Here is a 25297-nt window from a genome sequence, read left to right on the forward strand (position 1 = left end):
GGAGGGGACGTCGCGGTCAGTCCGCGACCGGCGTCGCGAGCGGGAAATTCCAGCGCCCGTCCAGTATCTCGGCGCGGGGGCGGTAGAGCCGCACCATATAATTCCAACCCGCCGCGATCGGCAGGCAATTTTCCCGGCCGGCCGTGCAGCCGCCGAACTGGACCGTGACGTTCTTGTCCGCAGCATATCGGGCACTCAAATTGTTGAGCGAATAAATCTTTTGCGGATTGGCGATAAGCTGGCCGTTCCGGTCGTAGACCGTGATCGACCAGAAGGCATCGACGGGCACCGCTCCGACGCGAAGCTTGTAGACGGTATTGCCATCGTTGCGGGGCGGCGTGACGTTGAGATAGGTCGCATCCGCGCGCGGAAGGCCGCCCCATGCTATCGCAGCGCCGACGAGATGCTCGACCGGATCGACCTCCGTCGGCTTGCCGAACGCGCGATCGAGATTGGGCAGCGTTTCGCCGAGCGCAATCAGCGCGCTCTTTACTTTCGTCCGGCTAGTGGCGTCCCAATCGGGTTTGTCGAAGCGGCCGGGGCCGCCCGGCTGGTCGACGACGACCGCATCCTGCAGCCCGCGGCCTACATCGAGGTCGCTCGCACGGGTCGGATCGACGAGGATACGAAGCCCGACAATCGCGTAGCGCGTGCCCGTGGTGGCGCGGTCGATCGTGTAGGTGCCCGCGCCATAGCGCACGAACGGAATATGATGATCCTCGTTGATCAGGGTCAGCGAAAAAAAGCGTGCGCCGGCGTCGGGCAGGGTGATGGTAACCGGGCCGGCGTCAAGGTCGAAGACCGCCGTCGAATAGAGCGTGTCGCGATTGGGACGGACGACCGTTTGCCGTTCCTGCAGAACCAGCTCGCGGTGATGCGAAAAGCGCCCCATCCCGCCGCGTGCGACGATATTTTCGATGTAGCGGTCGGTCTCGGCGCGAGCGAAGTTCGCGGGAGTGACCGGGACCGGCTGCGCGGGGGCAGGGCTCGTCGCGGCCAGCGCGAGCGCCAAAATGGTTTCAAGCGTCATGGTTGTTCTTTCCTTTCAGGTCAGCCGACGCGGCGGGTCTTGCCCGCCCAATATTTGTCGCGCACGGCGCGGCGGAGCACCTTGTGCGCGGCGCTGACGGGCAGATCGGGAACGAAGGTAACCGTCTTCGGCGCCTTGTGCTTCCCGATCCGACCCTTGACGAAGGCGACGATCTCCTCTTCCGACGCGCTGTTGCCGGGCTTCAGGATGACCTCGGCGTGGACGGCTTCGCCCCATTCGGGATGCGGGACGCCGACGACCGCAGAATTGCTCACCGCGGGATGAGCGTTGATCGCGCTTTCAACCTCGATTGCATAGACGTTGAAACCGCCGGTGATGACCATGTCCTTCTTGCGGTCGACGATGGTGATGAAGCCGCGCGGGTCGCGAAAGCCGAGGTCGCCCGATTTCCAGAATCCGTCGGTGAACTCCTGCGCAGTCGTCTCGGGATTGCGGTAGTAACCGCGGATGTTGGCGCGCGATCGAATCCATATTTCGCCGGTCTGGCCCGCCGGAACCTCGCGGCCGTCGTCGTCGGTGATGATGAGTTCGGTGCCGGGCGTGACGCGCCCGGCCGAGGCGAGGCGGAATGCCAGATCCTCACCCTCGGCCAGATGGTCTGCCTTGCCGAGCAAGGTCGCGGGCTGCCAGCACTCGGTCGAACCATAGATCTGGATGAAGATATTGCCGAACCGCTCCTGCAATCCCGCGAGCTTCGCCGCGCTCATCGGCGCCGCGCCATAATAGACCCAGTCGAGTGTCGAGAGGTCATAGCGATCCGCCGATTCCAGCTCGAGCAATCTATAGCAGAGCGTGGGCACGAGGCCGCCGATCGTGATCTTCTCGTGCTCGACGTTGCGGCACCATTCGTCGAGGTCCGGGGCATTCTGCGTGACCATGCAGCAGCCGCGGAAGAAGGCGGGCAATATCGTCACCGAACCCCCGTGGCTCAACGGCGCCATCAGGAGGGTGCGGCCGCCGGGGCTGAAGGGGTTGTCGTGCGGGACATAATAGGCGTCGCGTCCCGCGAGCCAGTTGTCGATCGAATATTCGGCGCATTTGCTCTTGCCGGTCGTGCCACCGGTGAAGCGGTAAATGATCGGATCGTCGGTGATGTCGGTTTCGAATCCCGGATCGGCATCGCTGACGCCTTCGAGCAGATCCCAGAAATGGTCGACGTCATCGAATCCGGGACAAGGGTCCATTGCGACCATCCGGATGCCGCGCTCGCGCAGCGGGCCATGGAAGCGCTCGACAAGATTGCTTTCGAGGAACACTGCCTTGGGTTCGATCCAGTCGATCTGCCAGAGATGCTCGTCGAGCGAGTCGCGATAATTGGTCCACGCCGCTGCCGCCGCGCCCTTGAGGACGGTCGGTGCGTGAAGCAGCGAGAGATTGTCGTTATCGAGAATGCACAGATAGCGATCCCCACGCGCAAGGCCGAGCTTGCCGTGGATCATGTTGATGATCCGGTTGGTCAGCCGGTCGAATTCGGCGAAACTGTATCGTCGGCCGCGCTCGACGTTCACCAATGCCTCAAGGTGCGGGTAGCGATCCGCGATCTCGCGTGTTGTGCGCGCGAAGTTCATCTTCATGGGCGTTCCTCTTCCGAAAACCACCCTAGCTCTACTGCTGCGCGCATGGCCCCCTCGTGTTGAGGGGGGGTGGGCGAGGCGAACGCTCGGGCGCCCCGCCCCCTCGCCAAGAGGGGTTAGTTCGCTTGCGGTGCGGCGGTAGCCAGGAGGACAGGACGCGCGCCATCCTGTCACCAGCGCGAATGGAGGGAATTTTGCGAAATCTGACCGAAGAAGAATTTCTGGCGCTGAACGGCACCGAAATCGGCGTTTCGGATTGGCTTCTCGTCGATCAGGAGCGCGTCAACGGCTTTGCCGAGGCGACAGGCGATTTTCAGTTCATCCACGTCGATCCCGACAAGGCGCGTCATACGCCGTTCGGCCAGACGATCGCGCACGGCTTTCTGACGCTATCGCTGTTCCCGCTGCTCGCTCAGCAAGCCGACCTGCCGCTGCCTGCGGGGATGAGGATGGGGGTCAATTACGGCGGCAACCGGACGCGTTTCCTGGCGCCGGTAAAGGTCGGCAAGCGGGTGCGCGGCCGCTTCCGCCAGCTCGCTTATGAAGCGAAGGGGCCGGGCCAATATCAGCATACTCTCGAATATGTGGTGGAGATCGAGGGCGAGGAAAAGCCCGCGCTGATCGCCGAGTGGGTCACGCTCTACTTCGTCTGACCACCCCCGGAAAACAGATTGGATTTCAGCATGGAACAATCATCCTATCAGAAGATATTGCTGAGCCGGCGCGGCCGCGTTCTGACCCTGACGCTCAATGCGCCAGAGACGCTCAACGCCACCGACAGCGTGCTGCACGAAGAGCTTTCGCGTGTTTTCGCCGACGCCGCGGCCGACCCCGAATCCGACATCATCGTGCTGACCGGTGCTGGACGCGCGTTCAGTGCCGGGGGTGATGTCGACGCGATGCAATTGTCGATCGACAATCCCGAACTTTTCGAAACCGTGATCTTCGAGGCGAAGCGAATCATCTTTTCGCTGCTCGATTGCGAAAAGCCGGTGATCGCCAAGGTCAACGGCCATGCGATGGGTCTGGGTGCGACGATCGCGCTGTTCTGCGACATCATCTATGCTGCCGATCATGCCAAGATCGGCGATCCGCACGTCTCGGTCGGCTTTGTTGCGGGCGACGGCGGCTCGGTGATCTGGCCGCAACTCATCGGCTATGCACGGGCCAAGGAATATCTGTTTACCGGCAAGGCCATGACCGCGGCGCGCGCGGCCGAGATCGGCCTGATCAATCACGCGCTGCCCGCAGCCGAACTCGATGCGGCGGTCGACCGGTTCGCCGACGAGCTCGCCGCGGGCGCGACCAAGGCGATCCGCTGGACGAAGACGACGGTCAATATCCCGCTCAAGCAGCTCGCACACAGCATGATGGACGTGGGCCTCGGCTATGAAGCCATGTCGAACCTGACCAGCGAGCACCGCGACCTGGTCCGCGCCTTTCGCGAAAAGGCAGGCAAGGCATGAGCGGCGCGGCGGGAGCGAGCACAGTCCCGCAGGGTGCGCTCGCGGGTCGCTCGGCGATCGTCACCGGCGCTGCCGGGGGGATCGGCTTTGCGATAGCGGAAAAGCTCAACGAACTGGGCGCCGACGTGACGATCATGGACCGCGACGTCGAACGCGCGCGCGCAACCGCCGAGGCGCGGCTCGCGTCGGGCTATACGGTCGTCGGCGGGGACGTGCGCCGCGAAGAGGATCTGAAAGCCATGTTCGACCATGCGGTCGGCGCGTGGGGCAAGGTCGATATCCTCGTCAACAATGCGGGAATCATGGAATTCGTGATCCCGACCGTCGACCAGGAATTGGCGAAATGGCAGCGGCTGATGGACGTCCACCTGCGCGCCGCCTTCATCACCAGCCAGATGTTCGGGCGCCATGTCCTGGAGCGGCAGGGGAATGGGAATATTGTCAATGTCTCGTCGATCACGGCGCTCCGGCCCATGCGCAGCTCGAACGGCTATGTCGTGGCGAAGGCGGCGCTGGCGGCGATGACCCAGACGATGGCGGCCGAATGGAGCGGGCAGGGGATTCGCGTCAACGCGGTCGCGCCGGGCTTTACTCGCACCCATTTCGCGGGTTCGGCCAACGAGGCCGGGGCGGATTTCAGCGATGTGTTCGGGCGAATTCCGATGAAGCGATTGGGGCAGCCACGCGAAATCGCCGAGGTCGTCGCCTTCCTCGTGTCCGATGCGGCTTCCTATGTATCGGGCGCCCTGATCCCGATCGACGGCGGTTGGGCCGCCAATTCCGGCCCCTAGACTGCGAGCCCCCCCATTTCGGGAGGTTCAACGCTGGGGCGATTGCCTCCACCTCCTTCCCGGTTCCTGCGGGAACCCATTGAAAGGCCATTGCGATGTCGCGCAAAATCTTCGTTGCCGGGGTGGGGATGCTCCCCTTCACCAAGCCCGGCGCCAGCGAGACTTATGAAAAGATGGGCGCGGCGGCCGCACGGCTGGCGCTTGCTGATGCCGGGGTCGGTTATGAGGCCGTACAACAGGCTTATGCCAGCTTCATTTTCGGCGACTCCTGTTCGGGCCAACGCGCGCTCTATGAGGTCGGCCTGACCGGTATTCCGATCATCAATGTGAACAATAATTGTTCGAGCGGATCGACCGCCATCTATCTCGCGCGGCAGGCGATCGAGGCCGGGGCGGCCGATGTCGTGCTCGCCGTCGGCTTCGAGCAGATGAACCCCGGCGCGCCGGCGGGCGGCTATTCCGACCGGCCAACGCCGCTCGATCGCTTCCGGGCCAGCGTCGATGAGCGCACCGGGGCATCCGACATGCCCGTCGCGCTTCGCCTGTTCGGCGGCGCGGGCTTTGAGCATATGGCGCGGTTCGGCACGCCGCTCGAGGCATTCGCCAATGTTCGCGCCAAGGCGAGCCGACACGCCGCACGCAACCCTCTCGCGGTGTTCCGCAAGGAAGTCACCGCCGCGGAGGTTCTCGCCGATCAGGTAATCTGGCCGGGCGTCATGACGCGCCTCATGGCCTGTCCGCCGACCTGCGGCGCCGCGGCGGTGCTCTTATGCAGCGAGGAAGGCGCCAGGAAATATGGCCTCGACACGCGCGTCTGGATCGCGGCGCAGGCCCTGACGACTGATGCGGCGGATACATTCGACAGCGGCGATATGCGCAATATCGTCGGCCATGGCATGGCGCAGCGCGCAGTGGAGCAGGTCTACGCGGCCGCCGGCATCGGTCCGGAGGATGTCGATGTCGTCGAACTGCACGACTGTTTCGCGCAGAACGAGTTGATCATGTATGAGGCGCTGGGGCTTTGCCCCGAAGGCGGCGCGGAAAAGTTCATCACAGACGGTGACAACAGCTATGGCGGCCGCTTTGTCGTCAATCCGTCGGGCGGCCTGCTGTCGAAGGGGCACCCGATCGGGGCAACCGGCCTCGCTCAATGTTTCGAACTCACCCAGCAACTGCGCGGCGCAGCCGACGAGCGCCAGGTCGAAGGCGCGCGCGTCGCGCTCCAGCATAATGTCGGTGTCGGCGGCGCCTGCGTCGTCACCATGTATCGGAGCTAAGCCATGGATTTTCAGCCTGATCCGACGCTGGAGGCGTTTCGTGAAACGGTGCGCGCTTTCCTGCGTGACAATCTCCCGGACGATCTCGTGCAACAGACGATCGCAATGGTGTCGCCGCGCGACGCGATCATCCAGTGGCAACGCATCCTGACCGCCCAGGGCTGGGGCGCGCCCTATTGGGCCAAGGAGCATGGCGGCACCGGATGGACCGTCGAGCAGCAACTCGTTTTCGACGAGGAATGCGCGCGGGTGGGGGCACCCACGCTTGAAGGCTTTGCGCATAAGCTGCTGGGGCCGGTCCTCAACCAGTTTGCGACGCCCGAACAGTGGGAAACCCACGTTCCCCTGATCATGAAGGGCGAGCGGCACTGGTGTCAGGGCTTTTCGGAGCCGGGATCGGGGTCTGACCTTGCCTCGCTGCGGACGCGCGCCGAATTGCGCGGCGACCGCTATGTCGTCAACGGCCAGAAGATCTGGACCAGCCTTGCGCACCGCGCCGACTGGATTTTCCTGCTCGCCCGCACCAATGCGGACGCGAAGAAGCAGGCGGGCATAAGCTTCCTTCTGATCGACATGAAGACGCCGGGCATCACGGTCCGTCCGATCATCAGCATCGACGGCGCGCATCACTTGAACGAGGTGTTCTTCGACGAGGTCGAGGTGCCGGCCGGCAATTTGATCGGCGAGGAAGGCGCGGGCTGGGGCATCACCAAATTCCTGCTCAACAATGAACATGCGACGACCGCCGACCTGCCCGTTCTCAAGGCCTATCTTGCCCGAATGAAGACGTTGGCGAGCAGCCTGAAGATCGGCAACACGCCGCTGGTCGAGCGGGCTGACTTCGCGGTGCAGATTGCGCGCTTCGAGGCCGAACTGCGCGCCGTCGCGATGATGGTTCAGCGCTCCGCGGCCTTCCATGGCGACCAGGGCCATTACGCACATGCGCTGGGATCGATGCTCAAGCTGCGCGCGACCGACCTTCAGCAGCGGATGACGGTCTTCCTCGTCGAGATGCTCGGCGACGATGGCGCGCTCGTCGCGCCCGACGAAGGCAAGGGGCTGACGTCGGAAATGTTCTTCCGCCGCGCGGCGACGATCTACGGCGGATCGAACGAGGTCCAGCGCGGGATCGTCGCGAAATTGATGTTCGGATTTTGAGGAGCTGACCGATGGACTTCACTCTTACCGCCGAGCAGCAGATGCTGAGCGACAGCGTCGCCCGCTTCATTCAGAATGAATATGACTTCGAGACCCGCACGCGCTTGGTGGCTGCAGGTGACGACGACGCCGCCAATTGGCGGACCTTCGCGGAGAATGGCTGGCTTGCGGTTTCCAGTCCCGAAGAGCTGGGCGGGTTCGGCGGCAGCCCGATCGAAACCGCGATCATCAGCGAGCAGTTCGGCCGCGGACTGGTAATCGAACCATGGCTCGGCTGCGCGGTCCTCGCGACACAGTTGCTGCTGGCGAGCGGCGATACCGCAGCGCAGGCGGAATGGATGCCCGGTCTTTGCGACGGGTCGCGCCGGCTGGCCGTCGCCTGGAGCGAAAAGGAAGCGCGCGGCGTTCCCCATGTCGTGGCGGTGCGCGCGGACGGTGATGCCCGGCTTACGGGGCGCAAGACGCTTGTGCTCGGCGGCGTCGGCGCCGACGCCTATCTGGTGACCGCGCGAGTCGATGGCGAAATCGATGCGCGCGGCGGTATCGGGCTGTTTCTCGTCAAGGCGGGTGCGCAAGGCCTCCAGGTGACGCCCACGCCGCTTCAGGACGGCAGCGCCGTGGCGGCGCTCACGCTCGACGCGGTTGCGGCGCGGCGGCTGGCGGGTGATGGTCTGGCGGCACTCGAACAGGCGCTGGCCCACGCCGTCTGCGCGCTCTGCGCCGAGCTCGTCGGCGGAATGGAACGTGCGATCGAGATTTCCGCCGATTATCTGCGCACGCGCCAGCAGTTCGGCGTCACGATCGGCAGCTTCCAGAGCCTGCAGCACCGCATCGCCGATATGTCGGCGGAGATGGAACTCGCGCGGTCGATGCTGTTCGCCGCGCTGGCGTCGCTCGAAAATGACGACCCGGCGGATCGCGGCCCCGTGCTCTCGGGCGCGAAGGCGCTAATCGTGAGCGCGGCGCGCAGCATTTGCGGTCAGGCGATCCAGCTCCACGGCGGTATCGGCATGACCGAAGAGTGCGCAATCGGCCATTATTTCAAGCGCGCGATCGTGGCCGACGCGCTTTTCGGCGGGCGCACGCTGCACGACGCGATTTGCGCCGAAGCGCTGCAGGCCGAATTGACGCAGGCCGCAGCGTGACCGAGGGGGCGGGGCCGCTGTCCGGGCTGCGGGTGCTGGAGATCGCCGGCATCGGGCCGGCGCCTTTTTGCGGCATGTTGCTCGCTGACATGGGGGCGGATGTCGTGATCGTCGATCGGACCCTGCCCAATGCCGAAACCATCGACCTCGGCGCCGCCGCGATAACCAACCGCGGGAAGCGCTCGGTGGCGCTCGATCTGAAGAGCGCCGATGGCATCGAAACCGTTCTTGATCTGATCGCGCGCTGCGATGTGTTGATCGAGGGCATGCGCCCCGGCGTCATGGAGCGGCTTGGCCTGGGGCCGGATGTCTGCCTCGAACGCAATCCGCGACTGGTCTATGGCCGGATGACCGGATGGGGGCAACATGGCCCGCTGGCGCACGCGGCGGGACACGACCTCAACTATATCGGGCTCTCGGGCGCGCTCTGGTATGCGGGGCAGCCCGATGAGCCGCCGCTCGCGCCGCCCAGTCTCGTCGGCGATATCGGCGGCGGCGCTCTCTATCTCGCCGTCGGCGTGCTGGCGGCTGCGATGAGCGCGCGCGAGACCGGAAAGGGCCAAGTGGTCGACGCGGCGATCGTCGACGGCAGCGCGCATATGACCAGCCTGTTACTGGCGCTCAAAGCCGGCGGCGCGATGGTCACCGAGCGCGGACGGAGCGGCCTCGACGGCGCCTATTGGTATTCCACCTATCGCTGCGCCGATGGCGGATTCATCACGCTGGGGGCGGTCGAACCCAAATTCTATCACCTGCTGCTCGAAAAGCTCGATCTGCTGGACGATCCGGCCTTCGCCGACCGCGACGATCTCGACGCCTGGCCTGATCGCCGCGCGCAACTGGAGCGGCTGTTCGCGACGCGCCCGCGCGGCGATTGGTGTGCGCTGCTCGAAGGCACCGATGCCTGCTTCGCGCCGGTGTTGAGCCCCGAAGAGGCGGCGACGCATCCGCATATGGCTGCGCGCGGCGTCTATCGCGAAGCCGGCGGCGTCCTCCATGCAGCGCCTGCGCCGCGCTTCTCGCGCACCCCCGATCCCGCAATAGGCCGCATTCCGCAACGAGGAGGCGATCTGGACGCCGTGCTGGGCGAATGGCTGGCGGACGATGCCGGCAAGCGCGCGATGGGACCCTCCGCCTGATCGAAAAGGCGCGCGATCAGTCGATCAAACCCTGCCGGCGCGCCCATATCATCGCATCATAGCGGCTCGATACGCCCAGTTTCGCAAAGATATTCTTGAGGTTCCACTTCACCGTCTCGACGCTGATGTTCAGTGTCAGCGCAATGCGCTTGTTGGACATGCCCGCCGCGACGAGCGAGACAATCTCGATCTCGCGACTGGTCAGCGGCGCATCCGCTGTGACCCGGCTTTCGCCCGCGGCAGCCGCGCTGCCCTCGTCATTGAACGGTGCGAGCAGGGTGGAGAGGTAAGCCGCCGCTTCGGGGGTCAGCCGATCGCTCGCGGCCAAATCGCGCAAAAGTGCCAGTAGCGGCTGCCCCTCGTCGACGAAGGTGCGAACGAAGCCCGACTGCACGCCGATCTCGATGGCTTCCGCCAGCCGTGCCAATGCGTCGTCGTGGCGATCCATTTTTTCGAGCGCGATGGCGACGACGATAAGCGCGACGGTCTCGAGCTGCCTGCGGTTCAGCCCGGCGGCGGCGTCGCGTATGGCTTCCGCAGTCCGGCAGGCGGCTGGGCTATCGCCCGTCGCGAGAGCGAGGCGCGCGCGCGCAAGGTTTGTTACAATGACGGTTTCCGCCGCGAAGTCGGTCAGGGCCGCGTCACCGTCACCGTCGCCGCCGTTCGCGGCGTTGAGTTGGGCCAGGATCGTTTCGGCACGCCGAACATCGCCGTTTGCGATCAGGATGCGAATCTGTTCGGCAGCGAGATAGGCGACGCCGCGGTCGAAACCGAGCGATCGGAAGTAGCTTTTCTGGCGATCGAGAACGGCGAGCGCGGCATCCGCTGTGTCCTGGAGAAGATCCAGACGCACCCGGCAGAGGATTGTCCAGATCATCGTCTGCGGCGAGGCGGTCTGCCGATTGCTCTGCCTCTTGGTCAGAAGTTCGCGCGCATCGTCGATGCGGTTCAACTCGTATGAGATCATCGCGCGCGGCGCGGCGCTCAGATTGGCGCAGGTCGATGTGCGGCCATGGACCGCTACGGCGCGGGCATAGTCGACGCTCGACGTTGCATCGGCCTCTTTCACCCGCCCGGCGATCAGCAGCGCGAAGGTCCGGCACCCCGCGGCGCGCATCGCCAGATCGTCCTCGGCATCCTCGTCGGGAGTCGGATGGCGGTCGAGAAACGCGATAGCCTCCTCGATTCGCCCGACGGCAGCGAGCCCCGCGACCATCGCCATCAGATAGACATATCGTTCGAAGGCGGTGGGAACGTCGTCGATCCCAAAGGGCGCGAGATGGTCGAGGCACTGCTGCGAGTCCTCGCGTTGCAGGGCGATCGAGGCTTTTACCAGAGCGATCCGGAAGGCCGGGACCGGAGCGCCGCCCGCGTGGCATTCAATCAGGCGCGCGAGCCACGAATGCGCGCGTGCCGTCGCGCCCGTCATCGAGAGGGTGAGCGCCCCCAGATAGAGGATGCGCGGATTTGCGGAGATGGCGTCGAGCGAAAGATTGTCGACGAGGTGCAGCAGGGGACCGAGATAGCTGAGCTTCCAGGTTCCCGGGACCGCCTGTTCGATGATCGCGACCGCTCTCTCGATGTCGCCCGCGAGCGTCGCATGGCGCACCGCCTCGACGACGAGCCGGCGCTGGGCAAACCACTCGCTGGCCTTGCGATGATGCTCGGCGATTTCTTCCGCGCCGCGCTTTGACAGACGAGTCGCCAGAAATTCATTGAAGAGCGGGTGAAAGCGGAACCACGCCGACCGGGCGCCCGAATCGGCGCGCATGATGAGCAGATTCTCTTCCTCAATACGCTCGATCAGCGCCGCTGCGTCGGTCCGGCCCGTGATCATTTCGGCGAGCGAGGCATTGAAGCGCCGACAGATCGACAGCGTTTCCATGAACGCCGTCATCTCCGCCGGCAGATGGCCGACGACATCTTCCCAGAGATAGTTCTGGAGGTCGGAGGATTGCCACGCGAGGTCGAGCAGGGCCGATCGGCCCTCGGGTCTGTTCTTGAGCATGATCGAAACAAGCTGAAGGCTCGCCGGCCAGCCGTTGGTGTGGTCATGGACAAGGCCGACCTCTTCAGGATCGAGCTTCACGCCCTTGACATTCTGTTCGAGGAAATCGCGCGTTTCGGAAAGGTCGAAAGGCAGCTCCCCGCACTCGATCTCGGCGACTTGCCCCATCACCCTAAGACGCGAGATGCTGAGCGGCGGAAGTGCGCGTGACGCGATAACGATATGCAGGTTGGCTGGCCCCTGGTCGAGCAGCTTCTGGACGAGCTGATGCGCGCGGGGGTCTTCGACATGATGATAGTCGTCGAGCATCAGATAGAGCTCGCCCTGCATCTCCGCGATATTGTTGATGATGAGCGCCATGGTTTCGTCGGCATGGCTGCCGCCCTCGTTGGCGAACAGCAGCTCGTCGCCGAGCGGCACGCCGAGCCGTCCCAGGGCCGCGAACAGATGGGTACGAAAATTGGGTAGCAGCTTCTCGTCCGCATGAAGCGAAAGCCAGGCGACCTGCGAACCGGCTGCCATCAATTCCTGTCGCCACTGGGCGAGCAGGATCGTCTTTCCGAAACCGGCGCTGCCGGTCACCAGCGTCAGCCGGCTCTGCCGGTCGCGTGCGAGCGCCGCGAGCAGATGTCGGCGCATGATGAAGCGCGACCCGATCCGCGGCGGCGCGAATTTGGTCGCGACGAGCAATCGCGTGAGGTCGGTGGAAAAGTCTGGGGCGGCCATCTCAGCATCCATCATAAAAGATCCCCGCAGATTGGGAAATCTTCGTGCAACGAAGAGCCCTACCCGCCCACCCCCCACCAAGGGGGGTTCGTTCAGGATCGGGGCGTCCATACCCTTTCCGCTGTCAACCAGATTGCGAAATGGAGCGGGGCGTGCCGATTGTCTGTTCAACCAAAGGAGCCGTGGGCTGGATCGTGCTCGACCGCCCCGAAGCGCTCAACAGTCTCGACCGCGAGGGCGTGATTCAATTTACCGAGCGGCTGACCGCATGGCGCGATGATGCGGATATTCGCGTCATTGTCGTGACCGGGAACGGCCGTGCTTTCTGCGCCGGCGCCGACCTCAAGGAAGCGGGTGGCGCGGTCGGACCGGGCGAGAAGACGCTGCTCGACCGGATCATCATCCTGTTCGACATGCTGCGCGGCTATCCCAAGCCGGTGATCGCCGCGGTCAACGGTCTCGCCTATGCGGGCGGGCTTGAGACGGTGATGTGCTGTGACATCGTCATCGCCGCCGACGGCGCGAAGTTCGCCGACGCCCATTCCAATTTCGGCGTCTTTCCCGGCGGGGGCGGCGCGGCGATCTTGCCGCGCAAGGTCCCGCCCAATGTCGCGCGCTATATGCTGTTCACTGGCGACCCCATCAGTGCTGCCGACGCCCGCACTTATGGCCTCGTCAATGAAATCGTCGCCGAGGAAGAGCTGCGGCCGCGCGCGCAGGCGCTCGCCGAACGTCTCGCCAAGAAAAGCCCGGGTGTTCTCGCGGGCATGAAGCGGGTGGCGATCGAGGCGGCCGACAAGAGCGCCTCCGACGCGCTCCGGCACGAGCTGCTCGAGGCCCATAATCATGGGCGCAGCTACGACATGCAGGAAGGGCTCAAGGCGTTCGCCGAGAAGCGCGAACCCCAGTTCAAGGGATATTGATTATGGAGAATGTCTACATCGTCGGCGTCGGCATGACGCATTTCGGCCGCCACATGGATAAGTCGGTAAAGCAGCTGACGGCCCTGGCGGTCGAGGATGCGCTGAAGGATGCTGGTTGCGACCGCAAGGCGGTCGAGGCTGCCTTCTTCGGGAACACCGGGCAGGGCCATTTTGATGGCCAGCACATGATCCGCGGACAGGTCGCGCTCCTGCCGCTGGGGATTCAGGGTATCCCCATCTATAATGTCGAAGCCGCCTGCGCTTCGGCGAGCAGTGCCTTCAACCTCGCGGTGATGCAGCTCCGGGCAGGTGCGGCCGATGTTGCGCTCGCGGTAGGCGCCGAGAAAATGTATTATTCGGACAAGCAAAAGATGTTCTCGATCTTCGATTCCGCCTGGGATCTCGAGACACGGGCCACCAACGCCGAGGCGATCATCGCACTCGGCAAGGATATCGAGCCGCCGCCGGGCAGCACATCGGACAAGCCGTACAGCTCGTTCATGGACGTCTATGCGGGTTTCGGCCGCCAGCTCATGTCGCGCTTCGGCATCACGCAGCGTCAGGTCGCTGCGGTGGCTTCGAAGAACCACGGCCATTCGGTGCATAACGAGCGGTCACAATATCGGATGCCGATGAGCATCGAGGAAATTCTCGCGGCGCCGCCGATCACCTATCCGCTGACGCTGCCGATGTGTTCGCCGATCTCGGACGGTGCCGCCGCAGCGATCGTCTGCACCGAGGCCGGGCTGAAGCGCCACGGCTTCGACCGCAGCCGCGCCATCAGGGTGCTCGCATCGGGGATGCGCGCCGCGAGCGACCGCGCGCCCGACGACCACAAGGCATCTGCGGGGCATCAGCTCTCGCTGAAGATGTTCGAAGAGGCCGGCGTTGGGCCCGGCGATATCGACGTCGCCGAACTGCACGACGCGGCATCGATCGGCGAACTTACCATCTGCGAGAATATCGGCCTGTTTCCCGAGGGTGAAAGCGGCGTGATGGCAGAAGCCGGTGAAACGACGATCGGCGGCAAGCTGCCGATCAATCCGTCGGGGGGGCTCGAATCAAAGGGGCACCCGATCGGCGCCACCGGACTCGGCCAGATCTTCGAGATCGTCGATCAGCTGCGCGGCGAATGCGGCCAGCGCCAGGTCGAAGGCGCCCGCATTGGCCTTCAGGTCAATGGCGGCGGCGTCTGGGGGATCGAGGAAAGCATCGACCACATCGGCATTTTCGCCCGCGCCTGATTTCAACAAGGAAAAAGACAATGACCTACGTTCTGCCCACGGAAGAACAGCAGCTTGCGGTCGAAAGCTTTCGCAAGTTTCTTGAAAGCGAAATCCGTCCGTTCGCGCGCCAGTATCACGATCGTTTCATTCCCAAGGAGGCGATGCTCGAAATCACGCCGGCGCTCGCTGAATTCGGCCTTCCTGGCGCGGATATTCAGGAAGAGTTCGGCGGGCTCGGACTGCCGCTCGTCACCCGCGCGATGTTGCTCGAGGAACTGATGACCGTGTCGGTCGACCTCGGCCTGTTCATGATGATCAACTGCGGCGTCGCGCGCTTTCTCGCCAATATCGCGCCGGCGCATCTGCGCGAGAAATATATGCCCGGCGTTATGGCGGGCAAGGTCTTCGGCTGCTTCGGCATTAGCGAACCCGATGTCGGATCGAACGTGATCGACGCGAAGACGAAGGGCGTGCGCGACGGCGATCACTGGATCATCAATGGCGAGAAGACCTGGATCACCGGCGGTCATTATTCGGACTTCCTGATCTGCACCACGCGCACCAGCGAAAACGGCCTGTCGCACATCATTATCGACCGCGAAGAACATGGCTATGAAACGCGCAATATCGAAAAGATCGCGCTCAACTCGCAATCGACCGCGCAGATCTTCATCACCGACGCGCGGGTGCCGCACGCCAATATGTGCGGCGAGGAGGGCATGGGTCTCAAGAACACCGTCAAGGAGTTCGAAATGGCGCGGCCGCATGTCGGCCTGCTCTCAATCGGCCTGATGCGCGCCGCGCTCGAAGAGGCGATAGCCTATTCGAAGGAGCGCAAGCAGTTCGGCAAGGTGATTGCGGGTCATCAGCTCGTCGCGGCAAAGATCGCCGAAATGGCGACGATGCTCGATGCGTCGAAGCTGATGTGCTACCGCGCGCTGTCGATGATCGACATGGGCATTCGCTGCGATGTCCAGTCGTCGATGGCGAAATGGTTTACGACCGAAGCCGCGGTCAAGGTCTGCCGCGACGCGGTGCAGATCCACGGCGGCAATGGCCTGACCAAGGAATTCAACGTCGAACGGTTGGCGCGCGAGGCGATCGTCATTCCGATCCCCGACGGAACAACCGAAATCCAGAAGCTGATCATCGCCCGCGCGCTAACCGGCATTTCGGCTTTCGTCTGACCTCCAGCAGGTCAGACCCAACGCTTTCATCGGGGCGGCCGGCATCCTCTCTATGCCTCGATGATCGGGGGAGCCGCGCTTTGCGGCTCCGCTCTCCTCACCTGCCCCGCATCCTCGGTTTTCGTTTGCCGCCTCGTGCGATAGGCGAAACAGGGGATGCGGGACCGTTTTAGTGGAGAAAAATCTTGTCGCACATCGTCAATCGCCGGGACTTGGAGTTTCTGCTGTTCGAATGCTTTGGGATCGAAAGCCTATTCGAAACCGATCGTTACGCGGGGCTCGACCGGACGATGGTGCAAGGGATGCTCGACATCGCCGAAGCCATTGCCGAGGAGAAATATCTTTCCTGCGCGGCTTCGCTCGACGCCAATGAGCCGCGGTTCGTCGATGGCAAGGCTGACGTCATGCCGGAAGTGGGGGAGGCACTTGCCGCATATGCCGAGGCCGGCTTTTTCGCCGCCGGCTTCGATCGCGACCTTGGGGGACTGCAACTTCCCTATGTGGTGACGATGGCGATCAACGGCATCTTCACAGCGGCGAACCTGGGCATTTCCAACTATAGTTTCCTGACGATTGCCAACGCCAATCTGCTCGCCGTTTTCGGCAGCGAAGAGCAGAAGCGCCTGTTCCTGCCGCCGATGCTGGAAGGGCGCTGGTTCGGGACGATGTGCCTTTCGGAACCGCAGGCGGGGTCATCGCTTTCCGACGTGCGTACGCGCGCGGAATTGCGCGGCGACGGCAGCTATCGGATCACCGGTACGAAGATGTGGATATCGGGCGGCGACCACGAGATCGCCGAGAATATCATCCATCTCGTGCTTGCACGCACCCCCGACGCGCCGCCGGGGGTCAAGGGCATCTCGCTCTTCATCGTCCCCAAATACCGGATTTCGCCGGACGGTCAGCCGGCAGAGCGCAACGGCGTGGCGCTGGCCGGCCTCAACCATAAGATGGGCCAGCGGGGCACCGTCAATTGCCTCCTGAACTTCGGCGAAGAGAGCGAAACGATCGGGCATCTCGTGGGCGAGCCGAACAAGGGCCTCGGCTATATGTTCCATATGATGAACGAGGCACGGATCAGCGTCGGGCACGCATCGGTTATGTCGGCGCTGGCAGCCTATCTCTATTCGCTCGATTACGCGCGCGCGCGTCCGCAGGGGCGCGGCGCAAAGAACAAGTCGCCGCTCGATCCGCAAATCCCGATCGTCGAACATGCGGATGTCAAGCGGATGCTGATGGCGCAAAAGGCGGCGGTCGAAGGCGCGCAGGCGCTATCGACTTATTGCGCACTGCTGGTGGACCGGCAGAAGGCGTCGGTCGACGAACGCGAGCAGGAAGAGCTCGGCCTGCTGCTTGACCTCCTGACACCGATCGCCAAGTCTTGGCCTTCCGAGCATTGCCTCGAAGCCAATAAATGGGCGATCCAGATACTCGGCGGCTATGGCTATACGCGCGATTATCCCGTCGAGCGTCATTATCGCGACAACCGGCTCAATCATATCCACGAGGGGACCTTCGGCATCCAGGCGATCGACTTGCTGGGCCGCAAGGTTCGGATGCGGGACGGCGCGGCGCTGAACCTGCTGCTGGAGCGCATCCGGTCGACCGTTGAAGAAGTAGGGGAGCGAGACGATCTGGCCGGGGAAGCCGGCGCGCTGGGCAAGGCCGTCGATGCGCTGCTGCGGGCGACCGAAGCGGTGCTGTCCGAGGACGACCCCGAAGTCGGGCTCGCGAACGCCACCCTCTATCTCGATGCCTTCGGCCATGTCGTCATCGCCTGGCTCTGGCTCCGGCAGGCGCACGCCGCGCTTGATGCCGGAGCGAGACAAACGAACGAGGCATTTTACGAAGGCAAGCTTGCCGCCTGCCGCTATTTCTTCCGTTATGAGTTGCCGACAGTGCACCCTCGCTTCGAGCTGGTGCGCGCGCTCGACCGGACCTGCCTCGATCTCGGCTCTGATCAGTTTATCGGGATTTGAGGCGCCCCCCGTTAGCCCCCTCAGTGCGGGGAGGTGTGCGGCACCGGTTGCTGCGGCATGTTCCCCGCCAGGCAATCATGGTGGCGGGTTTTTCGGATGCAGATTGATTTCAAGGGGCGGGTCGCCGTCATTACGGGCGCCGCCAACGGCCTTGGCAAAGCCTATGCACTGGCGCTTGCGAAAGCGGGGGCGCGGATCGTCGTCAACGATCTCGGCGGCGATAGCCGCGGCGAGGGGAGCGATGGGTCGGCGGCTCAGGCAACTGCCGACGAAATCATCGCGAACGGCGGCGACGCCCTTGCCAGCCATTGCAGCGTTACCGACGAGGCGGGCGTACAGGATATGGTCGAACGGGCCCGGACGCGCTGGGGCCGCGTCGACATCCTGATCAACAACGCCGGCATCTTGCAGGGACGCCATTTTTCGCGGGTCGACATGGCGGATTTCCGCAAGGTGGTAGAGGTCAATCTGATGGGTTCGGCGATCTGCACCCACGCCGTATGGAAGTTGATGCGCGAGCAAGGCTATGGCCGCATCCTGATGACGACATCCGAGGGCGCTCTCTACCCCGTACCGGGTGCCGCGAGTTATGCGGCGGCGAAACTGGGGGTGGTCGGGTTGATGAATGCGCTTTCGGTCGAGGGGAAGGCCGATGGCATCCATGTCAACAGCATCGCGCCGGCGGCTGCGACCCGCATGACGAAGGATATGCTGAGCGCGGATGATTTTTCGCGCATGGGCCCCGAAACGGTGGTCGCCGCCGCGCTTTATCTGGTCAGCGAGAATGCGCCGACCTGCACGACGCTGGCGGCGGGTGCGGGGCGATACGAACGGGCGTTCGTGACCCACAGCCGGGGTGTCGAGGTGGACGACGGGCAATTGACCCCGGCCGGTGTCGCGGCGCGCTTCGCCGAGATCAGCGACCGGAGCGGCGATCAGGCGCCGCAGGGCTTTCACGCGGTGGCGCGGGTCGGATTGGCGGGACGCACTCGCTGAAGCAGACACCGACGACCGGCATCATCGGGCCTGATAGATGGTCACGCCGTCGTCTTGCCGCCGCTGAATGGCGCCGCGCGCGAGGAGGTGGTTGAGCAGGGCGATCGTTTCGCCGGTCGCCAGGCTCAGCAGCGAAATGTTCGAACGCTCGATCGGTCTGCTGAACAGCGTCTCGAACAGGTCGACAGCGCGCTTCGGCGTCGTCAGCACGCGCTCGAGACGGAGCAACGCGTCTTGCTGATCGGCGATCAGTTCATCGATGCGCGCGTGCAAGCCGCGGAAACAGCCTTTGTGCGAGGGAAGCACGAGTACGCTGTCGGGAACCCGATCGCGCAGCGCCGCGAGTGTCTCGAACCATTCGCTCAGCGGATCGTCGTCGGGCTCGGCCGCATCGACCGAGATGTTCGATGAGATTTTCGGCAGTACCTTGTCGCCGGAGATCAGCAGGTCGAGGCTGGGGCAATGGAGGCAGGCATGTTCGGGCGTATGGCCGCCGCCGGCGATCACCTTCCATTCGCGGCCGCCGATCAACAAGGTCTCGCCGTCGCGGAGGCGTTTGAAGCTGTCGGGAAAGGGGCCATAGAGCTGCGCCATATTCGCGCGCCGGGCGATATTCGATGCGACCTCCTCGGCAGTCCATCCTGCGCGCCGCCCGAATTCCTCAGTGCCTTGCGTCGGTTCGGCGCCCGTACGTGTCGCGATCGAACGCGCGGTGAGATATTCGGTGCGGGTCATCCAGAGCCGGCATCCGAACCGTTCGGTCAGCCACCCGGCGAGCCCGGCATGGTCGGGATGCATGTGCGTCACCAATATCCGGGTCACGCGCCTTTGCCCCAGGTCCTCGGCCAGCAGACGTTCCCATGTCGCGATCAGGTCGGGGTGCCGGATTCCGGTATCGACGATCGTCCAGCCGTCACCGTCCTCGATCGCCCACAGGTTGATATGATCGAGCACGAAGGGAAGGGACATTCGTATCCACAGGACGCCCGGGGCGACCGCGACCGTCCGACCCGGTGAAGGCGTTTCGGGGACGCGGGCGGGGCCCGCGGTCTCGCAATTATCTGATTCCATTTGTCGGGTTTAGCGGTCGCTGCCGGAGGGGCGCCCCCTCCCGATGAGTGGGGGCGTGTCTTCACTGCAGAGCGTTGCGTTCGCCCATGGAAGCGCAGGCATTCCGAACTCCCTTGCGCTACGAGGCGCATCCCTGTCTCCAATGGCGCGGAGAGCAGAGATACGCCTCGCGGACGGGTGACGGCAAGAAGAAGGGCTAGAAGCGAACCGTCCCCGAGATGCCGTAGGTCGCAGGCTCCTGCCGTACCGACGTGACGAAGCCGAGCGCCATCACTTGCAGATGCTGGAGATAATCGCGCTCATTGGTCAGGTTGCGGCCATAGACGGCGACTTCGAAATTCCGCCACGTAACCGACGCCCGCGCGCCCAGCAGGCCCAGCGCCGGCACTGTGGTAGCTGCGATGATGGCCGCATTCTCCGGGTTCTCCGGGAAGTTATAGTCACCCGTGGCCATCTTGCCGCGCCAGGCATAGCCGACGTGGAAGCTGGTTTTCACATCCTCGGACAGATCGGTGGAATAGTCGGCAGCCAGCGAGAATTGCTTCTTTGCGATCCCCACGAAGCGTTCCTGCCGCCGGTCGCCGGTCAGGTCAGAAAACCGGCGGTGCTTCGGATCGACCAGCGAACCGCTGGCGCTGAGGGTCAGACCGCGGACGGGCCGGATAGCGAGTTCGGCTTCCAGTCCCTTGAAGCGGGCGGAGCCCGAGTTGCCGATGACCGTCGTCGAACTTCCGACCGTTGCTGGCGGGATCGGGGGAACGGCGACAATCGTGGAACTTTGCCTGTCTTTCACGTCAGTAATATAGGCCGCGACGTTGAAACGGATTTTGCGATCCAGCAGTTCGGTCTTCAGGCCGATCTCATGGGAATAGGCGCGTTCCGGCGCAAAATTGACGAGGCCGGCAAGGGATTGCGCGCGATAGTTCGCTCCCCCGGAACGAAAACCCTTCGAAGTTTTCGCATAGAGCATGGTGTCTTCCCACAGCTTGTAGTCGACACCCAGCGTATAGGACCAGCCCGAGAAGCTGCCTTTGGTCGAGGCACTGCACCTGACGGGATCGAAAATCTCCGCCGAAGCGAAAGGCGCGACCGGCGTCAGGCGACAGCGGATCATGCCGGTGGCGCGATTATAGTCGTTGTTGCGCGATTCAAGGCTCTTGTCGTCGACCGAATAGCGCAATCCGCCGGTCAGACCGAGCGCTTCGGTAATGTGCCACGTTCCCTGGGCGTAAATCCCCATGCTGTCATTCTTGATATAGCCGTAATTGTGGGATGTGTTGGGGTTGAGGAGCGGCGTGGAGATGCTGTTATAGACATCCGAGCCATATTCATGGAAATAAAACAGTCCGGTGGCGAAATCGACCGCATCGTCGAGCATTTTTCCAGTGGTTTGAATTTCGCCGGAATATTGGGTGAAATTCTGCTGCAATTCGGTCGAGAAGAGGACGTAGGGCGTTCCATCGGTGTCGAGGACGTTGCTGCTCTTGACGTCGCGGAGTCCGGTGATGAGCTTCGCTTGACCCCAGGGCACGTCGAGCGACGCGGTGAAGTTCAGCGTGTAGGTGCGGGTGGAAAGGTTGGGGCGCTCGTTAATCGACGCGGTCCGTGGATTGGCGAGACGGTCGGCAATCAACTGCTGCAGAATGCGCTTGCCGTTGCTGATCGCCGTCGCATTGTCGGGGAATCCGTTGGTGAGGCCCACCACCCGGCTCACGCCTGTCCCGACGTTATAATTGGACCGCGTCGCGCCAGCAAATGCGTTGGCGACATAGGTCAAGTCGCGGGTGATGGCGGCTTCGTCCGCATCATAATATTCGCCCGAAAAGAGCAACTCCAGCGTGTCGGTTGGGCGGAGCAGCAGCTTTGCGCGGGCGTTCCAGCGATCACGGCCATTATATCGTTCGCCGGTGAATGGTCCGGCAAAGGGGCCTTTCACCATATAGGTGGCTCCGGTGAAGGCCGTGGTGGCGGTCGATGGCGCGACATTAGTCATATCACCGTCGCGGCGGCTTCGCGATGCAGCGACGCGCAATGCGACCCGGTCGGTGACGATCGGCAAGTTGAGTATCCCGGTCAGTTCCAGTTCGTTGAAGCGACCATAAGAGGCGGACAATTGGCCGCTGATCGCATCGAGTTCGGGATTGCGGGTGTTGATGAGAAGCGCGCCGCCGGTCGTGTTGCGCCCGAACAACGTGCCTTGGGGGCCTTTTAGGACTTGCACGGAGTCGACGTCCAGAACGCTGGAATTCAGACCGTAAGCGCGCGCCCAGTAAACGCCATCGACATAGGTCCCGACGCTGGGGTCGAGCGTTGCCAGAATGTCATTCTGCAATTGTCCGCGCAAAGCGATCGTCGCAGCGCCGGCGCTTGATTGGCCGGGTGCGATATTGAGGCTGGGGGTGAAGTTGCCCAAATCCTGCAATTGCTGGAAATTCTGCTTTTCGAGGTCGCTGCCGCTGAATGCCGTGATGGCGACAGGGACGTCCTGCATATTCTCGCTGACTTTGCGCGCCTGCACGACGATGATCTCAAGTCCCTCATCTTCGGCGCGCGCGTCGCTATTCGCGGGCTGCGCCTCGTTCGCCGACGCCGCCGCGGGCAAGGTCAGCGCGGTCGCCAGCCCGATTCCACAAAGCAGCAGGCTCTTGCGAGCGTTGTTCAGAACCATAAATCCTCCCCAAATATTGCAGTCGATCAACAGGTCGACGCGGCTCTTGCCGTCATCGACCGGGCGTATTTCCCAAGGAGATGCTGTATTTTCGGGCTACGCGGATGGGCGTCGTGGGCAAACCCCTCCTGTGGAGTGGGGTGGGGAGTGGGCTGGCGATCTTGCCGCGCTAGCGAGGCAAGCCGGATCCCGGCCCTGAGGGGGATGCGTCAGCCGACGTGGCGGTTCGCGGACGACCAATATTGGTCGCGCACGACGCGCCGCAGGACCTTGTGTGCCGGACTGAGAGGAAGTGCCGCAACCAGCTTTACCGTTTTGGGCACCTTGTGCTTCCCAAGTTTTTGGCGGGCATGGTCGATCAGTTCGCCTTCCGACGCTTCGCAGCCTTCCTTCAGCATGATTTCAGCGTGGACCGCTTCGCCCCATTCGGCGTGCGGAATCCCAACGACGGCGGACATCAGGACGGCGGGATGCGTGTTGAGCGCGCTTTCGACCTCGATCGCATAGACGTTGAAGCCGCCCGTGATGATCATGTCCTTCTTGCGATCGACGATATAGAGGAACCCGCGCTCGTCGCGGTAACCGAGGTCGCCTGACTTCCAGAAGCCGTTCTCAAACTCCTGCGCGGTGCCTTCGGGATTCCCGTAATAGCCGGGAATCGTGGTGCGCGCGCGCACCCATATTTCGCCGACGCTGCCGTCGGGAACATCCTTGCCGTCGTCGTCGGTGATCCGCACTTCGATACCGCGCGCGATGCGTCCTGCCGAAGCCAGATGGGCCAGCGATCCGTTGGCGTCGGGCAGGTGGTCGCGCTTTGCCAGCATGCCGACGGGCTGGAAGCATTCGGTCGCGCCATAGACCTGAACGAAGACATTGCCGAAACGGGCCTGCAATTGTTCGAGTTTCGACGGGCTGATCGGGGCGGCGCCGTAGAAGATAGTTTCGAGCGATGAGAGGTCGAAGTCGGTCGCGGCTTCCAGCTCGAGCAGGCGGTAGAGCATCGTCGGAACAAGCGTGGCGAGTGTCGCGCGTTCGGCCTCGACATTGCGGCACCATGCGACGAGGTCGGGGGCATTCTGAGTGATCAGGGCGCCGCCGCGGAAAAAGACGGGGAGGACGCCCGTCGCGGCGCCGTGGCTCAGCGGCGCAAGCTGCATCGACCGGGTGGTCTCGCTGAACAGATTATCCTCATCGGCGTAGAGCGCGTCGCAGGTGCCGAGCCAGATGTCCGTCGTATATTGCGCACATTTGCCGCGGCCGGTCGTGCCGCCAGTGAAGCGGTAGATCAATATATCGTTGTGCGCGTCATTCTCGACATCGGGATCGGCGTCCGAAACGCCGTCGAGGAGATTCCAGAAATATTCCACCCCTTCGCGCGGCTCGGGCAGCGGATCCATCGCGACCATCGTGATGCCGCGGCTGTGGAAGGCGTCGTAATAGCGGTCGACGAGGCCGGTTTCAAGGAACGCGACCTTGGGGCTGATCCAGTCCGCCTGCCAGAGATGGTCGTCATAGCTGTCGTGAAGATTGGTGAGGACGGCCGCGGCATCGCCCTTCAACAAGGTCCAGGCGTGGAGCAGCGACAGATTGTCGTTTTCGAGGAGGCAAAGATAGCTCGTCTCCCGGATGAGGCCGAGACGCTCGCGCATCATGTTGACGATCCGGTTCGAGAGACGATGCAGTTCCTCGAAGCTGTAACGCCGGTTCCGTTCGACGTTCACCAGCGCCTCCTTCGAACCATATGTCCGAACGGCCTGCCGCATCATCCGCGTAAAATTCACCTTCATCAGCCTCTCGTCCCTTTATGTTTTCGCTCCGTAGCGTTTTGCAATCGGCATAGGGAGCCATTGCCATTGTGCCATAGCGGATGATCGCCGAAATCTTCCCCCTCGTGGAGAGGGGGGCGAAGGTGCCGCCCGCCGATCCCCCCCGACATGGGTGGTGCCGGGATGCCTGCGCTCCATGGGATCGATGCTGCAGGAAAAACGCACATCAAGGGAAATCTCCAAATGAGCAGAAATTTTGAAGGCCGCGTCGCGATCGTCACCGGAGCCGGGAACGGGCTGGGCCGCGCCTATGCACTCGAACTCGCGCGGCGCGGTGCGAAGATCGTGGTCAACGATCTGGGCGGCGGCCGCGACGGCAGCGGAACCTCGGCGGCGGCGCAGGCCGTGGTCGACGAGATCGTCGCTGCGGGCGGTGAGGCAATCGCCAATTCGAGCAGCGTGACCGACGAGCAGGCGATGGTCGCCATGGCCGAGGAAGCGAAGGCCAAATGGGGACGCATCGACATCCTCATCAACAATGCCGGCATCCTGCGTGACAAGAGCTTTTCCAAGATGAGCATCGACGATTTCCGGCTTGTCGTGGACGTTCATCTGATGGGTTCCGCGATCTGTACCAAGGCGGTGTGGGAGGTCATGAAGGAGCAAGGCTATGGCCGCATCCTGATGACCACCTCGGCTACCGGCCTCTACGGTAATTTCGGCCAGACCAACTATGGCGCGGCGAAGCTGGGTCTTGTCGGCTTCATGAACTCGCTCGGGATCGAGGGCGCGAAAAACGACATCCGCGTCAATACGATCGCGCCGGCGGCCGCGACGCGGATGACCGAGGATATCATGCCCGAAGATATTCTCGCGCAGATGGATCCCTCGACTGTGGTTCCGGCGGCGCTCTATCTCGTCGGCGACGATGCCCCGAGCCGCACGATCCTGTCCGCCGGCGCGGGCGGCTATCAACGCGCCTATGTCACGCTCACGCGCGGCATTCGTGTCGACCCGGCCGACGCAACGCTGGAACGGATCGCGGCAGATATCGACGCGATCAACGACCGCAAGAACGAGTTGTTGCCCGACAACGCTTTCGTGCAGTCGGCGCTTGGTCTCGGCCAGATCTGACGTCGGGAGAAT

At 63.4% G+C, this 25297-nt stretch carries 19 protein-coding genes; 13 read left to right on the plus strand and 6 right to left on the minus strand.

Annotated features, from left to right (window positions below):
• Positions 1-16 precede the first annotated feature (16 nt).
• Together ATE70_RS01595 and ATE70_RS01600 are read right to left on the minus strand one after the other, a co-directional pair.
• Positions 17-1030, minus strand: a complete 1014-nt coding sequence (locus ATE70_RS01595) for a DUF1214 domain-containing protein (protein WP_058536203.1) — start codon at positions 1028-1030, stop codon at positions 17-19.
• A gap of 20 nt (positions 1031-1050) precedes the next feature.
• Entirely contained in the window at positions 1051-2625 is a 1575-nt protein-coding gene (locus tag ATE70_RS01600; protein WP_058536204.1) for a class I adenylate-forming enzyme family protein, read from the minus strand.
• 194 nt (positions 2626-2819) lie between these two features.
• On the opposite strand from ATE70_RS01600, the gene ATE70_RS01605 reads away from it, so the two are divergent.
• The 7 genes from ATE70_RS01605 (at position 2820) to ATE70_RS01635 (ending at position 9601) form a co-directional block, all read left to right on the plus strand.
• A complete protein-coding gene (locus tag ATE70_RS01605) occupies positions 2820-3278 on the plus strand; it encodes a MaoC family dehydratase (protein ID WP_231732550.1) in 459 nt (152 codons plus the stop codon).
• Between the two features lie 30 nt (positions 3279-3308).
• Positions 3309-4091 (plus strand): enoyl-CoA hydratase/isomerase family protein, encoded by a 783-nt coding sequence (locus ATE70_RS01610; protein WP_058536501.1) that lies wholly within the window; start codon positions 3309-3311, stop codon positions 4089-4091.
• The gene (locus ATE70_RS01615; RefSeq protein WP_058536206.1) at positions 4088-4882 is read left to right on the plus strand and encodes an SDR family NAD(P)-dependent oxidoreductase; all 795 of its coding nucleotides are present in this window, start codon (positions 4088-4090) and stop codon (positions 4880-4882) included. The genes ATE70_RS01610 and ATE70_RS01615 overlap by 4 nt, the downstream gene beginning before the upstream one ends.
• A 95-nt stretch (positions 4883-4977) precedes the next feature.
• A complete protein-coding gene (locus tag ATE70_RS01620) occupies positions 4978-6159 on the plus strand; it encodes a lipid-transfer protein (protein ID WP_058536207.1) in 1182 nt (393 codons plus the stop codon).
• Between the two features lie 3 nt (positions 6160-6162).
• Entirely contained in the window at positions 6163-7317 is a 1155-nt protein-coding gene (locus tag ATE70_RS01625; protein WP_058536208.1) for an acyl-CoA dehydrogenase family protein, read from the plus strand.
• An 11-nt stretch (positions 7318-7328) separates the two neighbouring features.
• Positions 7329-8462, plus strand: coding sequence for an acyl-CoA dehydrogenase family protein (locus ATE70_RS01630; RefSeq protein ID WP_058536209.1), 1134 nt, complete (start codon positions 7329-7331; stop codon positions 8460-8462).
• Positions 8459-9601 carry a CaiB/BaiF CoA transferase family protein gene (locus ATE70_RS01635; RefSeq protein ID WP_058536210.1) on the plus strand — a complete coding sequence of 381 codons (1143 nt, stop codon included), beginning with the start codon at positions 8459-8461 and terminating at the stop codon, positions 9599-9601. Before ATE70_RS01630 ends, ATE70_RS01635 begins: the two co-directional genes overlap by 4 nt.
• 16 nt (positions 9602-9617) lie before the next feature.
• Here ATE70_RS01635 and ATE70_RS01640 read toward each other — a convergent pair whose 3' ends face one another.
• Positions 9618-12335, minus strand: a complete 2718-nt coding sequence (locus ATE70_RS01640) for a LuxR C-terminal-related transcriptional regulator (RefSeq protein ID WP_197411348.1) — start codon at positions 12333-12335, stop codon at positions 9618-9620.
• A 182-nt stretch (positions 12336-12517) separates the two neighbouring features.
• Here ATE70_RS01640 and ATE70_RS01645 point away from each other — a divergent pair, with 182 nt between their 5' ends.
• From ATE70_RS01645 to ATE70_RS01665, 5 genes are all read left to right on the plus strand, one after another.
• Positions 12518-13258 carry an enoyl-CoA hydratase/isomerase family protein gene (locus ATE70_RS01645; protein WP_197411349.1) on the plus strand — a complete coding sequence of 247 codons (741 nt, stop codon included), beginning with the start codon at positions 12518-12520 and terminating at the stop codon, positions 13256-13258.
• A 2-nt stretch (positions 13259-13260) separates the two neighbouring features.
• On the plus strand, positions 13261-14502 hold the full coding sequence (locus tag ATE70_RS01650) for a thiolase family protein (RefSeq protein WP_058536213.1): 1242 nt from the start codon (positions 13261-13263) through the stop codon (positions 14500-14502).
• A gap of 20 nt (positions 14503-14522) precedes the next feature.
• Entirely contained in the window at positions 14523-15671 is a 1149-nt protein-coding gene (locus ATE70_RS01655; protein ID WP_058536214.1) for an acyl-CoA dehydrogenase family protein, read from the plus strand.
• Positions 15672-15856: 185 nt separating this feature from the next.
• Entirely contained in the window at positions 15857-17650 is a 1794-nt protein-coding gene (locus ATE70_RS01660) for an acyl-CoA dehydrogenase (protein WP_082639306.1), read from the plus strand.
• 96 nt (positions 17651-17746) lie between these two features.
• Positions 17747-18646 carry an SDR family NAD(P)-dependent oxidoreductase gene (locus ATE70_RS01665; protein ID WP_058536216.1) on the plus strand — a complete coding sequence of 300 codons (900 nt, stop codon included), beginning with the start codon at positions 17747-17749 and terminating at the stop codon, positions 18644-18646.
• A gap of 21 nt (positions 18647-18667) precedes the next feature.
• Here the strand turns inward: ATE70_RS01665 and ATE70_RS01670 are convergent, their stop codons facing one another.
• From ATE70_RS01670 to ATE70_RS01680, 3 genes are all read right to left on the minus strand, one after another.
• The gene (locus ATE70_RS01670) at positions 18668-19615 is read right to left on the minus strand and encodes an MBL fold metallo-hydrolase (RefSeq protein WP_197411350.1); all 948 of its coding nucleotides are present in this window, start codon (positions 19613-19615) and stop codon (positions 18668-18670) included.
• A 298-nt stretch (positions 19616-19913) separates the two neighbouring features.
• The gene (locus ATE70_RS01675) at positions 19914-22385 is read right to left on the minus strand and encodes a TonB-dependent receptor (protein ID WP_058536218.1); all 2472 of its coding nucleotides are present in this window, start codon (positions 22383-22385) and stop codon (positions 19914-19916) included.
• Between the two features lie 209 nt (positions 22386-22594).
• Entirely contained in the window at positions 22595-24172 is a 1578-nt protein-coding gene (locus ATE70_RS01680) for an AMP-binding protein (protein WP_058536219.1), read from the minus strand.
• Positions 24173-24394: 222 nt separating this feature from the next.
• On the opposite strand from ATE70_RS01680, the gene ATE70_RS01685 reads away from it, so the two are divergent.
• Positions 24395-25285, plus strand: coding sequence for an SDR family NAD(P)-dependent oxidoreductase (locus ATE70_RS01685; RefSeq protein WP_058536502.1), 891 nt, complete (start codon positions 24395-24397; stop codon positions 25283-25285).
• Positions 25286-25297: the final 12 nt, after the last annotated feature.

It is taken from the genome of Sphingopyxis sp. H053, from assembly GCF_001468225.1.
Taxonomy (GTDB): domain Bacteria; phylum Pseudomonadota; class Alphaproteobacteria; order Sphingomonadales; family Sphingomonadaceae; genus Sphingopyxis.